This is a genomic window from Methylobacterium sp. E-041, assembly GCF_022829665.1.
Lineage (GTDB): Bacteria > Pseudomonadota > Alphaproteobacteria > Rhizobiales > Beijerinckiaceae > Methylobacterium.
The window spans coordinates 48,417-65,372 of record NZ_JAKSYQ010000069.1; the positions used below are offsets into that span (position 1 = coordinate 48,417).

Sequence of the window (16,956 nt, forward strand, 5' to 3'; positions counted from 1 at the left end):
GGACCGACGACCGCGCCGTCGCGCGATCGCCGGATCGTCTCTTCGCGCCTTCGGATGGGCCGCATGCCGCACCTCGTATCCTGCCCGCCGCGCCGTCGCCTCCTCGCCACGACGGCGGTGCTGCCGCTGATCCTCGGGGCAGCGTCGATGGCGGCGCCCGATCCGGCCCGTGCGGCCTGCGTGGCGACCGCGACGGGCCTCGCCTGCGACGGGCCGGACGACGCGACGCTGGCGAGCCCGGTCGTCGGTCCCGGCGGCCTGTCGAAGGCCGGCACCGGCCGCGTCACGCTCTCGGCCGCCAACACCTATGCCGGCGGCACCAGCCTCTCGGCCGGCACGCTCGCGACTTCCGCGCCCGGAACGCTCGGCGCGACCGACGGCGCCTTGCTGGTCTCGGGCGGGCGGCTCGACCTCGGCGGCACGACCCAGGCCGTCGGGCTGGTGCGGCTCACCGGCGGCACCATCGCCGACGGGACGCTGCGCGGCTCGGTCTACGACGTGCAGTCCGGCGGCATCGAGGCCGCGCTGACCGGCCCCGGGCCGCTGGTGAAGACCGGCGCCGGCACCGTGACGCTGTCCGGCGCCAACAACTTCTTCGGCGGCACCCGCGTCGATGGCGGCACGCTGCAGCTGACCGGGAGCGGTCGTCTCGGCGCGGCGGACGCGGCCCTCGTGGTCGGGGGCGGAACGCTCGATCTCGGCGGCACCGCCTCCAGCGCCGGCCCGGTGGTGCTCACCGCCGGCACGATCCGCAACGGCACGCTGCGCGGCGCGATCTACGGCCTGCAGAGCGGCACCGTGGACGCGGTGCTGTCGGGCCCCGGGACGCTCGCCAAGAGCGGCGACGGCACCGTCCTGCTGACCCAGGCCAACAGCTACGCCGGAACCACCTCGGTCACCAACGGGACCCTGCGCGCCGGCATCGCGGGCGCCCTCCCCGCGGGCAGCGCGCTCCTCGTCGCCGGTGCCGGGACCTTCGACCTCGCCGGCTACGACCAGAGCGTCGCCGCGCTGAACGGCGACGGTCGGGTCTCGCTGGGCGGAGCCACCCTCACCGCCGGCTCGAACGGCACCGACGCGCTGTTTTCCGGCACGATCGACGGCACCGGCACCGTCGTGAAGACCGGCGCCGGCCGCCTCGACCTCACCGGCGACAGCCCGTTCGCCGGCGGCGTGACGGTGGCGGAAGGCCGCCTGCGGGTCGGCGGCGACCTCGGCGCGGCCGATGTCGGCGTCGCCTCCGGCGCGACGATCGAGGGCATCGGCACGCTCGGCGGCCTCAGCGTCCGCAGCGGCGGCCGCGCGGCGCCGGGCTACGACGGGATCGGCACGCTGTCGGCCAACGGCAACGTGCTGTTCGAGGCAGGCTCGATCTTCCAGGTGAAGGCGGATGCGGCCGGCAACAGCGACCGGATCGCGGCGGGCGGCGTCGCGACCCTGCGCGGCGGCCTCGTCGACGTGCAGGCGCAGCCAGGCGCCTACAGCGCCAACACCACCTACACGATCCTCACGGCAGCGGGCGGCGTGCAGGGGCAGTTCGCCGCCGTCACCTCCAACTTCGCCTTCCTGACGCCGTCGCTGACCTACGCGGACGACGCGGTGCAGCTGCACCTGACCCGCAACGACCTCGGCTTCGACACCGCCGGCGCGACGGTGAACGGCGTCGCCGCCGGCCGGCGCGCGCAGTCGCTCGGTGCCGGCCAGGCGGTCTACGACGCGGTCGGCCCGCTTTCCGCCGCGCAGGCCCGGCAGGCCTTCGACGCGCTCTCGGGCGAGGTCCACGCGACCGCGGTCACCGCGCTCGTCGAGTCCGGCGGGCTGGTGCGCGAGGCGATCCTCGATCGGATGCGCTGGTCGGACGGCGCCGGCCTCACCTGCACGCCGGCCGCGCCCGGCCTGCCGACAGAGCGTGCGCCGATCGCCCGGGTGTCGCTGAACTCCGTGCCCGAATGCGGCACGGGCCTCGGCCCCGGCGGCCTCGACCAGCGGATCGTCGGCTTGTGGGGCCAGGGCTTCGGCAGCTTCGGGCGCACCGGCTCGGACGGCAACGCCGCCGCCCTCCAGCGCAACACCGGCGGCCTCGTGATCGGCGGCGACGTCGCCGCGAGCGACCTGATCCGCGTCGGCGCCGCCGCCGGCTACACCGACACCGCCCTCGACATCTCGCTGCGCATGTCGAGCGGCAACGTCCAGACCGGGTTCGGGTCGGTCTATGCCGGCATCGGCCTCGGCGCGCTCGACCTGCGGATCGGCGGCCTCTACGGCGTCAGCGACACCGAGACCCGGCGCGACGTCGCGTTCGCCGGCTTTCGCGACAGCGCCCGCGCCTCTTACGGCGGCAGCGTCGCGCAGGGCTTCGGCGAAATCGGCTACCGCATGGACCTCGCCGGCCTGACGCTGGAGCCTTTCGCCGGCGGTGCGGTGATCCGCGTCGGGCAGGACGCCTTTTCCGAGACCGGCGGCGCAGCGGCGCTCACCGGCGCGGCGCGCGACGCCACCGTGTCCACCGCGACCGCGGGCGTGCGGGCCGAGGCGCGGATCGACGGCTTCGTCGGCGGCCTGCCGATGCTGCTGCGCGGCCTCGTCGGGTATCGCGGCGCCTTCGGCGACGTCACCCCGAACGCGCTCCTCGCCTTCAATGCCGGCGGCGTCTCGGCGCTGACCCGCGGCGCGCCGGTCGACCGCAGCGCCGTGCTGCTCGAGACCGGGTTGAGCTGGATCGTCCTACCCTCGACCACCGTCGGCCTGTCCTATGCCGGGCAGATCGGCGCCCGCGCCCAGGACCACGGCGCCAAGGGCAACCTGACCTACCGCTTCTGACGCCGCCACCACGCGACGAGGGCGGCCCAGGTCCTCTCGATCCAGCGGGCGGCCTTCTCCAGCGGCACCTTCAGCCAGGGCACGTCCTGCGCCAGAAGCGCGAGGCCGAGCGGCAGCATCCACAGGCCGAGCACCGGCAGGATCGAGAAGATCCCGCCGAGGATGAGCAGCAGCGCGGCCCCCACCCGCAGCCACAGGCGCGACGGCTCGCGCAGCCAGTCGACGGCGCGCTGCAGCGGCGCGGGCAGCTTTTGGGAGAGGTGCGCGACGCGCTGGTCCCAATCGTCGGGTGTCGGGTTCATCCTCCAGGAACGCACCAGCGACGAAAACGTCGCCGGATTTTCTCGGTCCCGGTGTGCGGACGGGGCAGCGTCGGGCGCCGCTCAGTAGCCCAGCGCCAAGCCGGTGTTCCGGCGCGGGTCGTTCGCCCCGTAGAACCGGTTCGCCCCGACCGCCTTGCCGCCGAGCACCGGCGCGCCGATCAGGATCGCGGCGAGGTGGTTGGCCGGCTGCGGCCCGGCGAAATGGTGGCCCATGCCCTCGAGGATCCTGCGGGTGTCGGGCGAGAGCGCGAACCGCTCGACGTTGGTGACGTCGGGCAGCCACTGGTTGTGGATGCGGGGCGCGTCGGCCGCCTCCTGCACGTTCATGCCGTAATCGACGACGTTCAGGATGCTGTGCAGCACCACGGTGAGGATGCGGCTGCCGCCCGGCGTGCCGGTGACGAGGACGGGCTTGCCGTCCTTGGTCACGATGGTCGGGCTCATCGAGCTCAGCGGCGTCTTGCCCGGCGCGATGGCGTTGGCCTCGCCCTGCACCAACCCGTAGATGTTCGGGACCCCGACCTTGGCGGTGAAGTCGTCCATCTCGTCGTTGAGCAGCACGCCGGTGCCGGGCACGGTGATGCGCGCGCCGAACCAGTCGTTCAGGGTGTAGGTCACCGAGACCGCGTTGCCGGCGCCGTCGACGATGGAATAATGCGTCGTGTTGCTGCCCTCGTGCGGCGGCACCCCCGGCTTGAGCCGGCTCGACACGCCGGCCTTGCCCGGATCGATCGCGCCCCGGATGGTCGCCGCGTAGGCCTTGTCGGTCAGGCGCGCGGTCGGGTTGTCGACGAAGTCGGGATCGCCCAGGTAGCTGTTGCGGTCGACGTAGGCGTGCCGCATCGCCTCGATCTCGTAGTGGATCGCCTGCGCCGAACCCCAGCCGAGATCGCCGAGGGGGTAGCCTTCGAGGATGTTCAGCATCTCGCAGATGACGACGCCGCCGGAGCTCGGCGGCGGGGCCGAGATCACGCGGTAGCCGCGATAGTCGCACTCGACCGGCTTCAGCTGGCGGGTGCGGTAGCGGTCGAGGTCGGCCTGGACGATCAGGCCCTTGCCGGCCTGGCTGGACGCGACGATCGCGCTGCCGACCGGGCCGCCGTAGAAGCCGGCCGCGCCGTGCTCGGCGATCGTCCGGAGCGTTCCCGCAAGATCCTTCTGCACGAGCGTCCGGCCGGCCCGGAACGGCGCATCGCCGTTGACGAAGATCGCGGCGGAGGCCGGATCCCTGCGCAGGTCCGGGGTGGCGATGGCGAACATGTCGGCATCGCCCTGCTCGAGGACGAAACCGCCCTCGGCGTAGGCGATGGCCGGGGCGATCAGCTCGGCGCGGGCCATCGTCCCGTAGGTCTCGCGCGCCGTCTCCAGGCCGGAGACGGTGCCCGGCACCGCCACGGCGAGGGGGCCGCTGACGCTCAGGCCCTTGATGACGTTCCCGTCCCTGTCGAGGTACATGTCGCGGGTCGCGGCCAAGGGCGCCTTCTCGCGAAAATCGAGGAAGGTCCGGCGCCCGTCGGCGAGCTGGACGGTCATGAAGCCGCCGCCGCCGAGGTTGCCCGCGGCCGGGTAGACCACCGCCAGCGCGTAGCCGACGGCCACCGCCGCATCGACGGCATTGCCGCCGCGCTTCAGCACGTCGACGCCGACCTGGGTCGCGAGGTGCTGCGCGGTCACGACCATGCCGTGCTCGGCCGCCGCGGGCGCGATCGAGGCCGCTCGGGCCGGCATCGCGAGGGCGAGGATCGCGAGCATCGCCGCGACGGCCCGGGCCGGCCTGCGGTGCGACCCAGCCGTCCGCGTCGGGCCAGGGCTGCCGTCCGTTCGATCCAGGCGCATCGTCGCTCCGAGGAAAGTTGGTGAGGCCGCGCTCGCGGCCCGGGCGGTGGAATGGGCCGCCAAGGTCGGCGCCGCGTCAACCGGCGCCGGGCGAAAATCGCGAAGGGCCGCCTCCCGCCCCGCAAGCCGCGTTCCGTGCCCGATCGCGGCGTGCGCCGACGGCGAAAAGCCCCGCCGGCTGGCCTCGGCCCCGGCCCTGCTGTTAAGAGGCCCCTCGACGGGCGGCCCGAAAGAGGCTCGGCCCGACGGAGGAACGATGCCTCGCTTTATTCTCCCCATCGCCGGAGCCGTGCTGATCGCCATGACCGCTGCCGCCAACGCCGACTACACCACCCTGCCCTCCGGCCTGAAGTATCAGGACGAAGTCGTCGGCACCGGGCCCGAGCCGAAGGCCGGCCAGAAGGTGACCGTGCAGTACACCGGCTGGCTCGACGACGCCGGCAAGAAGGGCAAGAAGTTCGATTCCTCGCGGGATCGCAACCAGCCCTTCACCTTCACCCTCGGCGCCGGCCAGGTCATCCAGGGCTGGGACCTCGGCGTCGCCACGATGAAGCAGGGCGGCAAGCGCACCCTGGTGATCCCGGCCGAGCTCGGCTACGGCGCCCGCGGCGCCGGCGGCATCATCCCGCCCGGCGCGACGCTGATCTTCGACGTCGAGCTTCTCGGCGCGAAGTAACGCGGACGGCTGCGCGAACGCGGGAGTTCGAGACGATGCTGTTCGCGCAGCTTCCCGACGACCTGTTCCGGCCGCTGGCCTCGCCGAGCCGGGCCTTCAACGCCGCGCTGCTGCTGCACCTGCACCGCAAGGTGATGGGCACCAGCCCCGACCCGGTGCGCAAGGCGGAGCTGCTCGCCGCCATCGGCGACTTCTCCGCCGACTGGGCGCTCGACCAGCAATCCGACGACGAGCCGGTGCCGGTCGATCCGATCGAGCGGCGCTCGGCGCTGTTCCGGCGCTTCCTCGAGACCGGCTGGCTGATCGAGCGGCGCGAGCGCTACGTGCCGGTGGTCGATTTCGACCCCGAGGCGCGGCTGCTGCTCGAGGAGCTGTCGCGGATGGAGCGCGGCGAGACCCGCTCCTACGGCGCCGCGATCCTCGACGTGCTCGGAAGTCTGGAGAGCGCGATCGCCAACCCGGCCGATCGCTCCGAGGCGCTCGGCAACGCGGCCCGCGCGGCGCAGGCCTTCCTCGGGCACGTCCGCGGGCTGGCCGGCGCGATGCGCAAGATCGAGGAGCGCATTCTCCACGAGGAGGACATGCGCGCCGCCTTCCGCCTCTACTTCGAGGACTTCGTCGAGCGCCACCTGATCAGCGACTACCGGACGCTGCACACGCGCTACAACCCGTTCCGCTTCCGCTCGGCGATCGTGCGCGAGGCGGGCCGCGCGCTGCGCGACCCGCTGCTGATCCGCGCGCTCGCCGAGGCGATCCTGCGCGAGGGAAGGGCGGCGGAACTCCGCGTCGCCGAGCGCGGCGTGCGCGCCGACCTCACCCAGATCCTGTCGATCTTCGAAGGACTCGACCGGCACCTCGACGCCGTCGACGACGTGGTCGCGCGGATGGAGCGCCGGATCGCGGCCGCCGTCCGCTACATGGACCGGCCGGATTCGGCCGGGATCGAGCGCACGGCGGCGGCCCTGCGCGCGGTCGGCGCCGCGGCGGCCGCACCGGACGTGGCACCGGCGATCTCGCTGCTGCGCCCGCCGATCGGGACGCCGCACCTCGCGATCCCGCGCGGGCGAAAAGTCCCGATCGAGACCGAGGCGCTGCCGGATTTCGAGATCGATCCCGCGATCGAGGCCTTCGTCGAGGCGAAGGCGGCCTATCGCCGCCGCACCACCGTAACGGCGGAGACGATGACCGCCTTCCTCGACCGCCACCTCGGGCCCGACGGCACCCTGCGCGGCTCGGCGATCGCGGTCGCCGACGTCGACGCCTTCGTCGTGTTCCAGCGCCTGCGCGAGATCGACGTGCTGTTCGAGGGCGCGCTCGGCACGCGCTACACGATCGCCCGCGTGGAGGGCCGGCTCGCGAACGGCTGGCTCGACTGCCCGGACTTCGTCATCCGCCGCATCTCGGGCGACCGGCATGCTTGAGCCGTTCCGCGCCATCGTCGACGGCGAGGAGCCGCCCCCGCCCGGCGCCCGCGCGCCCGACGTGGAGGAGCTGACCCGCGCGCTCGCGGTGCTGCTGAAGGGCCAGGTGATCTACGCGAACACCCCCGGCATCGGCCGCAGCTACGAGATCGCGCGCCACTACGCCCCGTTCTTCACCGACTACTTCGCCTGCCTCGGCTACGCGCTGACCGTGTCGCACCGCGACCAGATGGTCTCGCTCACGCTGGCCCAGGACGGCCCGCGTCACGACATCGTCGCCGAGCGCCTGCGCAAGGACGAGACCCTGGTGCTGCTGGCGCTCCGCCTGATCTACGAGGAAGGCTTGCGCGATCACCGCGTCTCCACCGACGGGCTCGTCGAGTGCACCACCGACGACGTCACCGAGCGCATCCGCACCGCCGCCCGCAGCGATCCGCCCGAGGAGACGCGGCTGATCGAGATCCTGCGCCTGATCGCCCGCCGCGGCGGCCTGCGGCTCGGCGAGCGCGACAGGGCCGAGCGCGTCACCCCGGTGAGCGTCCTGCCCGGCATCCTGGTGCTCGCCTCCGACGCGTGGCTCGACCGCCTGCGGGCGTGGTCCGAGGCGGCCGAGGGCTGAGTCAGGGCTTCGCCGCCCGTGGCGCGGGCAGCAGCGTGCGCAAAGCCTCGAAGTAGCGCCGACCGAGGATGCGCTGCGAGGCCGCGTCGAAATGGATCTTGTCGCCGGGGTTTCCGGTCAGCCCGTCGGCCGAGACGTCGACCGTCCGCGGCACCGTGTCGGCGAAGTGCGCGAGCGCGTCGAGGATCGCGGTCTGCGCGGGCGTCGGCTTCACCCATTCCGGCTCGAAGCGCCCCGTAACGAACGGCGCGTTCTGCGCGCCGCCGATGCGGGCGCGGAACGCGGCGACGGTGCGCGTGAGCCGCGCGGCGTAGTCCGAGCCGGACAGCGCGCCGACATCGGCCTCGCCCTGGTGCCAGAGGATCGCGGCGAGGCAGGCGTTCGGCGCGGCGGCGAGCGCCGCGCTGGTGCGCTTCACCGCGGCCTCGAACAGGTCGTCGCCGGGGTTCCAGCGGCCGTTGGCGAAGCCGGTGCCGCCGACGGCCGCGGGCACGAGCAGGATCCGGCGGCCCGGCGGCCGCGCGGCGATGTAGGCGCGGGCGAAGCTCAAGCCGAGGCCGACCCGCCCCGCGGCGGGCCCCGGATGCAGGAGCGGATCGATCGCGGCCACGATCCGGCCACGGCCGCCGGCCTGGCTCCACTGCCCGATGCGCGGATCGGGCGTCCCGTCGAGCGCGGCGTCGAAGCCCAGGCCGAACCCGACCATGTTCGACTGCCCGGCGAGCAGCACCACGTCGGTGCCCCGCCCCCGATCGGTCGGCCTGCAGACCCCCGCCGTCGCGGGCGACGCCAGCGCGAGGCCGACGAGGGCCGAAACGCCGAGCCTCCTGGCCCGGCGAGGACCCGTGCGCTGCGTTCTCAAGATCATGGCTGCCGTGCCCGCGCCCCCGGGATCGAGGGGCTTCCGGCCCCCCTCTACACCGAAAACCCGCGGCGCCGCCGCCGTCCGTGCTCTGCGCGCCCTTGCGTCTGCCCGCGCGGTTGGCCAACTGGGCGCCCCCGCCTCACCCGGATCGGACCCGCCCCCGGTGTACCGCCTCACCGACATCGCCCTTTCGAACTGGTACCTCATCCGGCGCGAGCAGATCCGGATCCGGGGCGCGGCGGCGCTCGTCGGGCCGACGGGGGCCGGCAAGTCGACGATCTTCGATGCGGTCGGGACCGTGCTGGCCGGCAACAACGCCAGCCGGCTGGCGCTGAACGCCTCGGCCTCGGGCCGCAGCGCACGCACCGTGCGCGACTACTGCCTCGGCTGGATCAGCGACCCGGCCGAGGGCGGGCGCCCGACGCGCGAGGCCTGCGAGACCGTCATCGCCCTGGTGTTCGAGAACGCCGAGAGCGGTCGCACGGTCTCCTTCGGGCTGGCGCTCGCCGCGCGGGCGACCGACCAGAAGGAGGAGGTGCTCTCCCGCTTCATCGCCACCGGGCACCGCTTCGAGATCGGCGACTACCTGCGCACCAATGCCGAGGGCAGCTTCACCGCGCCGTGGACCGAGATCGCCAAGGACCTGCGGCTGCGGGCCGAGCGCTTCGAGGAGTTCCGCTCCTCCGGCGAGCGCTTCACGGCGGAAGTGCTGGCGACCCTGCGCGAGGGTGCGCCGGCGCCGGACCCGCGCCACTTCCTGCGCACCTTCTCGAACGCGGTCGCGTTCAAGCCGATCTTCGATTCGAGCGCCTTCGTGCGCAGCTTCGTCCTCGACCCCGAGCCGCTCGACGTCGCGCGCGTCCGGCAATCGGTCGAGAATTGGCGCCGGCTGCTGGAGACGATCGAGGAGCTGGAGGTCAAGCTCGCGCGGCTGAAGCGTCTCGCCGGGCGCTACGAATCCTGGGCCGATGCGGTGCTCGCCTCCGGCATCCACGAGGCCCGGGCGGCCAGCGCCGAGCTGCGCCGCCGCTGCCACGATCTCGTGGCGGTGCGGGCCAAGCTCCGCGCCGGCGCCGAGCCGCTGCGGATCGCCCGCGAGAGCGTCGCCACGAGCCGCGGCTTCGTGCGCGACATCGACGGGGAGATCGCCGAGAAGAAGGCCCTCGTCGTCGTCGGCGGCACGGACGGGCGCCTGGCCGCCTCGACCATCGGCCTGTCGATGCTGGAGCGCGACCGGCGGGACCTGGCGGCCCGGGTCGCCGACCTCGTCGGCCTCGTCGGGCAGATGGGCAAGCTCCAGGCGGTCGCGCCGGTGCTGCGCCAGGTGGCGCCGCAGGCCGCGCGGCTCGCCGAGGCCTGCGCCCGCTCGGGGCTGCGCCGCGAGGCCCCGCCGGAGGAGACCCTGCGCCACGACGGGCCCCTCCCCGACCTGATCGAGGGCCTGCTGCGGCTGCCCGAGTTCGACGAGGCCCTGGACCGGGCCGCCGAGGACACGGCGCTGAAGGCCCGCGCGCAGGAGAGCGAGGCCGAGCGCTCGGCCCCCGCCCCGGCCGCAGGGCACGGCGCGCGGCTCTCCTCCGACACGGTCGCCTTCCGCGCCGAGCTGGCCCGGCGCAACATCGATGCCGTGCCGGTCTGCGAGCTCGCCGAGATCGTCGATCCGCATTGGGGGCCGGCGCTTGAGGGCCTGCTCGGCCGGGCGCGCGAAGCCCTCGTGGTCGCGCCCGACCGGCTCGAGGAGGCGCTCGGCGTGCTCCAGGGCAACCGCGACCGGTTCAGCCGCTGCATCCTGGTGAAGACGACCGACACCGCCGGCCAGCGGGCGCGCCGCTTCGACGACGGCCCGCTCTCGGTGATCGAGACCGACGACCCGCACGCCGCCGCCTTCCTCGGCGTGCGGCTCGGCGGCTACGATCTCGCCCGCGACGACGCCGAGCTGCGCCGGATGAGCCGCGCCGTGGCGCCGAGCGGGCGCACCACCGCCGGCATGGCCTACTCGGTGACCCGCTCGGTCGACCTGCTGATGACCCGTGGCCAGCGCGGCCCCACCGCCGAAGGCCGGCGCAACCACGAGGTCGCGGTGGCGGAGGCCAAGCGCCTGCGCGGCGAGGCCGTGGTCCTGCGCGAGGCCGCGCGGACGGCGGCGGCGATCCGCGCGCGCATCGCCCGCGGCGTCGAGGATTGCGACGCCCTGCGCGAGGAGATCGACGGGATCGAGGGCCGCAAGCGCACGCTCGCCACCGAGCGCGAGGCGATCGAGAAGCGCGACACCGCCGGCCTCGCCGAGGAGATCAAGGCGCTCACCGCCGAGCGCATCGCCTATCTGCGCGAGCTCTCCGAGGTGCTGGAACCGAAGCTCGACGGCCTGCTCGCCGAGGAGGCCGGGCTCAAGGCGCGGCTCGGGGCCGGGCGCGAGGCGGCGCGCGCCGCCTTCGCCGCCCGCCGCAGCGCCCTGCATAGGCTCGCCAGCGGGGATTGCCTGCGCATCCGCATGGTGCGCGGGCAGGTGTTCTCGGCCGCCCCCGTCCACGCGATCCGCGCGGGATTGGCTGGGCGGGAGGCGAAGGCGATCTCGGCTGCGGCGTCGGCCGAGCGCAGCCTCGCGCAGGAGGCGGCCGAGAGCGCGCGCTCGCACGGCCGCGCGGCCGAGCGCGACCTCGCCGAGTATTGCGCCCAGTGGCGGATCGACAACCCGCTCGGCCGCGGTGACGGCAACCGCGGCGACCAGCCGGCGACCTTGGGCTATGCCTGGGTCCGGCGCGAGCACGACGAGGTCGAGGGGCACGAGCTGCGCCGCTACCGAGCCCAGGCCGAGCGGGCGACGGACGAGATGCGCCGCCTGATGACGGAGGACCTGCTGACGCGGCTCGCCGACAAGTTCGAGCGGGTGCGCGCGCGCCTCGACGCGCTCAACGAGCGGCTCTCGACTCAGCGCTTCACCGGCCAGACCTACGCCTTCGAGGCCGTGGTCGACCGCCGCTACGCCGCCGTCCACGCGCTGGCGACCGAGGTGGCGCGCTCGCCCGACGCGGCCCAGGCGCTGCTGCCGGACGACGGCGAGGGCCCGATGGCCGCTGCGCTTGCCGAGGTCACCGCCCTGATCTCCGGCGCCGAGGACGCGGCACGCCTGGCCGACTACCGCAACTACTTCGTCTACGAGATCGGGATGCGGGACGGGGCGGGAAACCGCACCACGATGTCGAGCCGGGCGCTGCGCGGATCCGGCGGCGAGGCGCAGGCACCGTTCTACGTGGCGATCGCGGCCTCGCTCGCCAGCGCCTACTATCCGGGCGACCGGCCGGGCGACGAGAATCCGGGCTTCGGCCTGTGCCTGCTCGACGAGGCGTTCTCGAAGCTCGACGTGCGCAACAGCCAGGCGCTGGTCGATCTCTACGCGGCGTGGGGGCTGCAGCTGCTCATCGCCGCCCCGGAGGACAAGCGCACCACGCTGACCGAGGTGATGGACACCATCGTCACCGTCTACAAGAGCCCGGATCTCGCCTCGGTGCGGATCGAGTCCGAGCACCCGCTGGAGGCGGCCAAGCGTGCGCTGCACGCGATCAATCCGGAGCGGTACGACGACGATCGCGATGCGGCCGAGTAGGCGGCGCGATCGCGATTAGGCACCGCCGGCGCGAGAACGATCGGGAGAACGTCCGGCCAGCGGTGCCAGCCAGACGAGAGGGGGGAACTCATCGAGCTGATTACATCCTAGGGTTTGCTCGGCCGATCGCCATTCACATTTGTGAAAGTGCCGACGACAAAACTCCGGCGTGTCGGACTTATGCACCGTCGCGCATCGTGGGCGGCCGGCGGTCGGCAGCGCGACCGCGCCCGCGCATCGGGCCGGGCGCGGTCGCGTCGCGGAAGCGCCGCCCGTCCGGGGGGCCGGCGCGACGTCTCAGTTCAGGTAGGTGCGGATCCAGTTCGGGGACAGGATCTCGCCCTCGTCCGTGATGATCCAGGGCTGCTTGGCCGGGTCGGTCAGCGCGCCGGCGGCGGCGGCGATCGCCTCGCGCAGGGTGCCGTAGCGCTTGGGCTGCGCCAGCGGCGAGCTTGCCGGCAGGGTGCGCCAGATCGTCAGATCGGCGGGTCGTTCGAGGGCCTCGGTTTCCATCTCACTCTTTTCCTTCCGAAACGGTATCGTCCGTTCAGGCGTCCACGGCCGGCACCAGGGCTGGCCGATCAGGAACGCAGCGTAATTGCCCAGACATCGAAGCATCTCTAAGGCAGCTTCACGATCATTGCGGCACCCTCGTCAGGAACCGGTCATGATTGCGTCGCAAATCGCCCGCGTCGGATTGCCGACCACCGGTGGCAGATCGGGCGCGAACACCTCAGGACTTCGTTTCGTCTTGTCGAAACTGTGGTCTTGAGGAATGACCATTCCGTTAGCGTCTCCGCCGCAGCGCGACGGTGCGGCGCCGCACCTTGACCATTCCCGTGAGAGAACGTTGAAGCGGGCAGGCTGAATGCCACGTTAAGGGTCGACGGATCGCGGGTCGGCCGCGTCGTCGTGCCCGTCGGTCGGAGATCGCGTCATCGTGCCGGATCGTTTCGCGCGCCTAGTGCTGGCCGCCATCCTGGTGCTGCTGGCGCTGTTCGTCGCACAGCCCTACGTCACCGCGTTCCTGTTCTCGCGGGAGGTCCCGCGCGCGGTGACCGCCCGCGGCGACCTCGCACCGGCGGAGGCGACCACCGTCGCCCTGTTCGAGCGGGCGAGCCCTTCGGTGGTGCACGTCTTCGCGCAAGGGGCGGCGCGCGGCGCCGACCTGATGAGCCTCGACGACGAATCCGAGCAGGGCCAGGAGGGCGGCCGGTCGGGCAACACCCAGACCGGGACCGGCTTCGTCTGGGATGCCGGCGGCCACGTCGTCACCAACAACCACGTCGTCCAGGCGGCGATCCAGTCGGGCGGGTCGATCTCGGTGCGCCTGTCCTCGGGCGAGGTGGTCTCCGCGACCGTGGTCGGCGCCGCGCCGGCCTACGACCTCGCGGTGCTGCGGCTCGGCCGGGTGGCGAAGGCGCCGCCGCCGCTGGCCATCGGCACCTCGGCCGACCTGAAGGTCGGGCAGTCCACCTTCGCCATCGGCAACCCGTTCGGGCTCGACCACACCCTCACCACCGGCGTGATCAGCGCGCTCCAGCGGCGCCTGCCGACGAGCGAGGACCGCGAATTGTCCGGCGTGATCCAGACCGATGCGGCGATCAACCCCGGCAATTCCGGCGGGCCGCTGCTCGATTCCGCCGGCCGGCTGATCGGCGTCAACACCGCGATCTTCTCGCCGTCCGGGGCGAGCGCCGGCATCGGCTTCGCGGTGCCGGTGGACGTGGTCAACCGCGTGGTACCCGATCTCATCCGCAACGGCCGCGTGCGCAACCCCGGCATCGGCATCATCGCCGGTCAGGAGGCGACCGCCGCCCGGCTCGGCATCGACGGCGTCGTGGTGCTCCGCGTCCTGCGCGGATCGCCGGCCGCCGGCGCGGGCCTGCGCGGGGTCGACCCGCAGACGGGGGCGATCGGCGACGTCGTCGTCGGCGTCGGCGACCGCCCGGTCCACCGCCTGGCCGACCTCACCGCGGCGCTCGAGGCGGCGGGTCTCGGCCAGCCGATCGACCTCGCGGTTGAGCGGGACGGGCGCACCCGCCGCGTGCGCATCACGACGGCGGACGTCGCGGAGAACCGGCCATGATCCCAACCCTCGCCGTGCTGATCGGCCTCGCCGCCGGCCTCTCGATCGCCGCCCCCCTCCCCGCGCGAGCCGCCGAGAGGCCGGCGCGCCCGCGGCTCTGCCCCGAGGACGCGCCGGAGGGCGTGCGCCTGCCGCCGCAACCGGGCTGCGGATCGCGCGAGATCCCGGCGCCGCGGCGCGATTCCGGGTTCCACGAGATCCTTCCGGGCACGGGCATCCGCATCAGCGGGCGCGCGAGTTCCAGCTTCGACACGCGGCGCTAGGCCGATGCTGCTCGTCCTCGGCTTCGCGGCGTGTTTCGGCCTGTGGTGGCTCGGCCGGAACGGCGGCCGGCTCGGGCCCAGGCTCACCCCGCGGTCGATCCGGCGTGCCGGCGCCTGGATCGCGATCGGGCTCGCCGCCATCCTGCTGCTGCGCGGCCAGCTCGCCCCGGCCCTGGTCGTCGGGCTCGGCGGCGTCTGGCTGCTCGACGGGCCGGAGACGCTGGGTTCCCGGCTCAAGCGGCTGCTGGCGTCGATGAAGCCGTCGCCGAGACGGCACCGGACGGCGCGGGTGGATTTCGTCCTGCGCGACGACGGCAGCGTCGGCGACGGCATCCTGCGCGGCGGCCCGCTCGGCGGCCGGCGTCTCGAGAGCCTCGGGCTCGCCGACCTCCGCGCGGTGCTGGCGGTCTGCCGGACGCAGGATCCCGCGGCGGTGGTGCCGCTAGAGGCGTATCTCGACCGCCGGCACGCCGGCTGGCGTGTAGACGCTGAGCGCGATCGCGACGCGGGGCCGCGCCGTCCGGCGCAGCCAGGGACGATGACGCAGGACGAGGCCTATCAGATCCTGGGGCTTGAGCGCGGGGCGACCCCAGAGGCCGTCCGCACGGCTCACCGGACCTTGATGAAGCGCGCCCACCCCGACCAGGGGGGAAGCGCCGAAGGGGCGGCCCGCGTCAACGCGGCCCGCGACAGGCTGACGAACCGACATCGCTGAGACTCCACGCGCGTTGCCAGGGGTGCAGGACGACGTTCGCCGAGGGCGGCGTCCGCCGTCGGCGTTGATGGCGACCGGGACGGCGAAGGCCGCCGGTCGCTGAATGCCACGGTCGAACGGACCGCGGCGCGACGTGAGGGGGATCAGCTGCGGGTGGCGAAGCAGCTGAAGCCGCTGCGCTTCAGGGCGGAGCAGGCATCCTGCGCCGCGTCCTGCTCCTGGAAGCCGGAGAAGCGTGCGCGGTAGAGGGTGGCGCCGCTGTGCTCGACCTTCACCGTGTAGGGCGCGGCCTTCGAGAGGCTGCCGCCGCCCTTCGCCTTGGCGTCGGCCAGCATCGCCTTGGCCTTGCCCTCGTCGTCCATGGCGCCGAGCTGGATCACCCAGGCCGTCGGCACGATCTTCGGGCCGGCGATGGGCTTCGGCGCCTCGGCGCGGGCGATCGGGCCGTCGGCCGACGCGATGCGCTGATCGGATTTGCGTGCGCCGCCCGGGAACGCGGCCTGTGCCGTCGCGGGCGCGGCGTAGGCCTGCGCCGCCTTCGGCAGGGGCTGCGCGCCGGCCTTGAAGGCGCCGGCGCTGCCGGGGGTCGCGGTCGAGCGCCGCGGCGCGATGTCGAGGGGCTGGCCGGCATCGGTCGAGTTCGTGGTCTCGACCTCGTCGTCCTCGGCCGAAGCCAGCTGCGTCCGGGTCCGCGAGACCGCGTCGGCGACGACCGCCGGCCGGGCGCGCTCGGCGACCTCGACGGTCGGCGGCGCCTGGCGGGCGCCGGCATAGGCGCGCGGCAGGCTGGCGCGGACGAGGTCGGCCATGATCCGGTCGCGGCTGGCGCCCGACTTGCCGCCGAGCACGATCGCGACGATCTGGCGGTCGTCGGACTTGGCCGCCGTCATCAGGTTGAAGCCGGAATCGCGGGTGTAGCCGGTCTTGATGCCGTCGACGCCCTCGACGTTGCCGAGCAGGTGGTTGTGGTTGCCGATCGTCCGGCCGCGGAAGGCGAAGGACCGGGTCTGGAAGTAGCGGTAGTAGCGCGGGAAGCGGTCCTGGATCGCGCGGGCCAGCACGGTGAGGTCGCGGGCCGTCGTCACCTGCTCGGAATCGGGAAGGCCCGAGGCGTTGGCGTAGTGCGTGCGGCTCATGCCGAGCGCGTGCGCCTTGGCGGTCATCAGCTCGGCGAACCGCTCCTCGGAGCCGGCGATGTTCTCGCCGATGGCGCAGGCCACGTCGTTGGCCGACTTGGTGACGATCGCCTTGATCGCGTCCTCGACGGCGATGGTCTGCCCGGGCCGCAGGCCGAGCTTCGACGGCGCCTGGGCTGCGGCATGGGCCGAGATCGTCAGCTCGGAATCGAGGGCGAAGCGCCCCTTCTCCATCTGCTCGAACAGCATGTAGAGGGTCATCACCTTGGTGATCGAGGCCGGGTGCCGGATCGCGTCCTCGTTCACCGCGTGCAGCGTGCGGCCGGACTTCACGTCGACCACCATCGCGGCGTAGGGCGGATTGTAGCCGCCGCCGGGGCGGACGTGGCGCCCGTGGCGGCGCGCCTCGGCGGGAGACGCCAGCGCGGTCAGGACCGCGGCGGCGGCGAGCGCGGCCGAGATCGTAGGCACGGTCCGGGAGCGACGGGAAACGCTACGCATCACGACTCATTGCCCTCGACAGACCGGCCACGGCCAGTTTGCATCGCACCATTCAGCTCGGACATGCCCTGCGGCGTGGCCCGATCAC

General features: G+C 73.5%; 13 protein-coding genes. 8 read left to right on the top strand and 5 right to left on the bottom strand.

Going from position 1 to position 16,956, the window contains the following annotated elements; translation table 11 throughout:
- Positions 1-63: 63 nt before the first annotated feature.
- Positions 64-2,820, top strand: a complete 2,757-nt coding sequence (locus MKK70_RS06405; protein WP_243946415.1) for an autotransporter domain-containing protein — start codon at positions 64-66, stop codon at positions 2,818-2,820.
- On the opposite strand, the gene MKK70_RS06410 is transcribed toward MKK70_RS06405, so the two are convergent.
- Both MKK70_RS06410 and ggt read right to left on the bottom strand, forming a co-directional pair.
- Positions 2,808-3,122, bottom strand: coding sequence for a hypothetical protein (locus tag MKK70_RS06410; RefSeq protein ID WP_243946416.1), 315 nt, complete (start codon positions 3,120-3,122; stop codon positions 2,808-2,810). The genes MKK70_RS06405 and MKK70_RS06410 overlap by 13 nt on opposite strands.
- Positions 3,123-3,203: 81 nt before the next feature.
- The gene (gene ggt, locus MKK70_RS06415) at positions 3,204-4,895 is read right to left on the bottom strand and encodes a gamma-glutamyltransferase (protein WP_409568251.1); all 1,692 of its coding nucleotides are present in this window, start codon (positions 4,893-4,895) and stop codon (positions 3,204-3,206) included.
- Between the two features lie 340 nt (positions 4,896-5,235).
- On the opposite strand from ggt, the gene MKK70_RS06420 reads away from it, so the two are divergent.
- Genes MKK70_RS06420 through MKK70_RS06430 form a run of 3 tightly spaced genes read left to right on the top strand, consistent with a single transcriptional unit; the run spans position 5,236 to position 7,695 of the window.
- Positions 5,236-5,655, top strand: coding sequence for an FKBP-type peptidyl-prolyl cis-trans isomerase (locus tag MKK70_RS06420; protein WP_147728502.1), 420 nt, complete (start codon positions 5,236-5,238; stop codon positions 5,653-5,655).
- A 35-nt stretch (positions 5,656-5,690) separates the two neighbouring features.
- The gene (locus MKK70_RS06425; RefSeq protein ID WP_243946418.1) at positions 5,691-7,076 is read left to right on the top strand and encodes a Wadjet anti-phage system protein JetA family protein; all 1,386 of its coding nucleotides are present in this window, start codon (positions 5,691-5,693) and stop codon (positions 7,074-7,076) included.
- Positions 7,069-7,695, top strand: a complete 627-nt coding sequence (locus MKK70_RS06430; protein WP_147729679.1) for a DUF4194 domain-containing protein — start codon at positions 7,069-7,071, stop codon at positions 7,693-7,695. Before MKK70_RS06425 ends, MKK70_RS06430 begins: the two co-directional genes overlap by 8 nt.
- A gap of 1 nt (position 7,696) precedes the next feature.
- On the opposite strand, the gene MKK70_RS06435 is transcribed toward MKK70_RS06430, so the two are convergent.
- Positions 7,697-8,563: a sialate O-acetylesterase gene (locus tag MKK70_RS06435; RefSeq protein ID WP_243946419.1), complete on the bottom strand. Its 867-nt coding sequence runs from the start codon at positions 8,561-8,563 to the stop codon at positions 7,697-7,699.
- Between the two features lie 160 nt (positions 8,564-8,723).
- Here MKK70_RS06435 and MKK70_RS06440 point away from each other — a divergent pair, with 160 nt between their 5' ends.
- Positions 8,724-12,164 (top strand): SbcC/MukB-like Walker B domain-containing protein, encoded by a 3,441-nt coding sequence (locus MKK70_RS06440; RefSeq protein ID WP_243946420.1) that lies wholly within the window; start codon positions 8,724-8,726, stop codon positions 12,162-12,164.
- Positions 12,165-12,461: 297 nt separating this feature from the next.
- Here the strand turns inward: MKK70_RS06440 and MKK70_RS06445 are convergent, their stop codons facing one another.
- Positions 12,462-12,677 (bottom strand): hypothetical protein, encoded by a 216-nt coding sequence (locus MKK70_RS06445; protein ID WP_147729791.1) that lies wholly within the window; start codon positions 12,675-12,677, stop codon positions 12,462-12,464.
- 427 nt (positions 12,678-13,104) lie between these two features.
- Here MKK70_RS06445 and MKK70_RS06450 point away from each other — a divergent pair, with 427 nt between their 5' ends.
- From MKK70_RS06450 to MKK70_RS06460, 3 genes are read left to right on the top strand one after another with little or no spacing between them, the layout of a single operon-like run.
- A complete protein-coding gene (locus tag MKK70_RS06450; RefSeq protein WP_243946422.1) occupies positions 13,105-14,253 on the top strand; it encodes a S1C family serine protease in 1,149 nt (382 codons plus the stop codon).
- A complete protein-coding gene (locus tag MKK70_RS06455; RefSeq protein WP_243946425.1) occupies positions 14,250-14,516 on the top strand; it encodes a hypothetical protein in 267 nt (88 codons plus the stop codon). Before MKK70_RS06450 ends, MKK70_RS06455 begins: the two co-directional genes overlap by 4 nt.
- Positions 14,517-14,520: 4 nt before the next feature.
- Positions 14,521-15,231: a J domain-containing protein gene (locus MKK70_RS06460; RefSeq protein ID WP_243946427.1), complete on the top strand. Its 711-nt coding sequence runs from the start codon at positions 14,521-14,523 to the stop codon at positions 15,229-15,231.
- Positions 15,232-15,374: 143 nt separating this feature from the next.
- Here MKK70_RS06460 and MKK70_RS06465 read toward each other — a convergent pair whose 3' ends face one another.
- Positions 15,375-16,868 (bottom strand): D-alanyl-D-alanine carboxypeptidase, encoded by a 1,494-nt coding sequence (locus MKK70_RS06465; protein WP_243946429.1) that lies wholly within the window; start codon positions 16,866-16,868, stop codon positions 15,375-15,377.
- Between the last annotated feature and the right edge of the window lie 88 nt (positions 16,869-16,956).

Bases quoted from the DNA above. Each gene is read 5' to 3' on its own strand.
- MKK70_RS06405 (WP_243946415.1), top strand. From the start codon at position 64: ATGCCGCACCTCGTATCCTGCCCGCCGCGCCGTCGCCTCCTCGCCACG.
- MKK70_RS06410 (WP_243946416.1), bottom strand. From the start codon at position 3,122: ATGAACCCGACACCCGACGATTGGGACCAGCGCGTCGCGCACCTCTCC.
- ggt (WP_409568251.1), bottom strand. From the start codon at position 4,895: ATGCTCGCGATCCTCGCCCTCGCGATGCCGGCCCGAGCGGCCTCGATC.
- MKK70_RS06420 (WP_147728502.1), top strand. From the start codon at position 5,236: ATGCCTCGCTTTATTCTCCCCATCGCCGGAGCCGTGCTGATCGCCATG.
- MKK70_RS06425 (WP_243946418.1), top strand. From the start codon at position 5,691: ATGCTGTTCGCGCAGCTTCCCGACGACCTGTTCCGGCCGCTGGCCTCG.
- MKK70_RS06430 (WP_147729679.1), top strand. From the start codon at position 7,069: ATGCTTGAGCCGTTCCGCGCCATCGTCGACGGCGAGGAGCCGCCCCCG.
- MKK70_RS06435 (WP_243946419.1), bottom strand. From the start codon at position 8,563: ATGATCTTGAGAACGCAGCGCACGGGTCCTCGCCGGGCCAGGAGGCTC.
- MKK70_RS06445 (WP_147729791.1), bottom strand. From the start codon at position 12,677: ATGGAAACCGAGGCCCTCGAACGACCCGCCGATCTGACGATCTGGCGC.
- MKK70_RS06455 (WP_243946425.1), top strand. From the start codon at position 14,250: ATGATCCCAACCCTCGCCGTGCTGATCGGCCTCGCCGCCGGCCTCTCG.
- MKK70_RS06460 (WP_243946427.1), top strand. From the start codon at position 14,521: ATGCTGCTCGTCCTCGGCTTCGCGGCGTGTTTCGGCCTGTGGTGGCTC.
- MKK70_RS06465 (WP_243946429.1), bottom strand. From the start codon at position 16,868: ATGCGTAGCGTTTCCCGTCGCTCCCGGACCGTGCCTACGATCTCGGCC.